General features: G+C 55.4%; 2 protein-coding genes. One reads left to right on the top strand and one right to left on the bottom strand.

What is annotated here, in order from left to right:
* Nucleotides 1-7: 7 nt before the first annotated feature.
* Nucleotides 8-787, bottom strand: a complete 780-nt coding sequence (locus GPK89_RS14190; protein ID WP_215694128.1) for a DUF134 domain-containing protein — start codon at nucleotides 785-787, stop codon at nucleotides 8-10.
* Nucleotides 788-922: 135 nt separating this feature from the next.
* Here GPK89_RS14190 and GPK89_RS14185 point away from each other — a divergent pair.
* Nucleotides 923-1,159, top strand: a 237-nt coding sequence (locus GPK89_RS14185) for a S24 family peptidase (RefSeq protein WP_215694126.1), incomplete at its 3' end; no start/stop codon positions are given.

Genomic DNA, 1,159 nt, shown 5'->3' with positions numbered 1-1,159 from the left:
TTCCATATCAATGGCAGCTGTGCTTGCCGCAGCCGTGGTCACCGCAGGAGTGACCAGCCTCGCCGTGCTCATGGTCATGGTGGTCACAGTGAACATTGGGATCGTAGCCCAAACTTCCGTTGAGCAATGCGCTCACCGCCGCGTCAGCGTCCCCGCTGACACCGCCGTAGAGCTTGATGCCCACTTCGGCGAGTGCTGCCTGCGCACCGCCGCCGATGCCTCCGCAAACCAAAGTGTCCACACCGTGCTGCATTAGGAAACCTGCCAGTGCGCCGTGACCGCTGCCGTTGGTGTCAACAATTTCCGAATGGACGATTTTGCCGTCCGTAACTTCATAAAGCTTGAACTGCTCGGTGTGACCGAAATGCTGAAAGATTTGACCGTTTTCATAGGTAACTGCAATTTTCATAATGGAATCTCCTTTGCAAGTTTTGCCTGATTTTTCCATGTTGGCTCTCTGCATCCGGCAGCAACGGCCGCAGTGAGCTGCCTCCTGTCCTCCGCAGATGCGGTAGTTTCCCCCGGTGATGTGCAGAGGTTTCCCGTGGGCAAGACACGCTGCGATCTTGCTCCGTGCGCTTTCGTAAATCTCCTGCACGGTAGAGCGGGAAATGTCCATTTGAGTGGCACACTGCTCGTGGGTTTGCTGCTCCAAGTCAACCAGCCGAATGACCTCGTATTCGTCCAGCGTCAGCAGGATCGGCTCGGTATTCTCGCACCCGTTGGGACAGAATGTATCGACCTGTGGTACGCCACAAATTCGACGGCACCGTGGCGGTCTTGGCATGGGAGCTTTCCTCCCTTTGTATTCGGTATATTCCGATAATAGCACTTTGAGCAGAAAAAAGCAATTTTTTCAAAAGCTGCTACATTTTCCGTCCTCATATGTGTGCCGGCTGATATTCGGAGTCGAATGCTACATGTGAGCCTTACCGAAAAACCGGAGCCGACACTGCGTTTGCTGCCGGTTTATTTACAGCCCGCCTCTGCCGGTACCGGTCAGTGGCTGGACGATGACGCCCAAGAAATGACCGAAGTGGACGAATCCGTACCCGCCAAGGCGGAGTTCGGTGTCCGCATCGCCGGTGACAGTATGGAGCCGCGCTTTGTGAACGGGCAGACCGTTTGGGTCAAAGCGGCACAAGACGCCAACAGCGGT

The organism is Gemmiger formicilis (assembly GCF_018784445.1).
Lineage (GTDB): Bacteria > Bacillota > Clostridia > Oscillospirales > Ruminococcaceae > Gemmiger.
This window is presented reverse-complemented; position numbering and strand designations above follow the sequence as displayed.

Bases quoted from the DNA above. Each gene is read 5' to 3' on its own strand.
- GPK89_RS14190 (WP_215694128.1), bottom strand. From the start codon at position 787: ATGCCAAGACCGCCACGGTGCCGTCGAATTTGTGGCGTACCACAGGTC.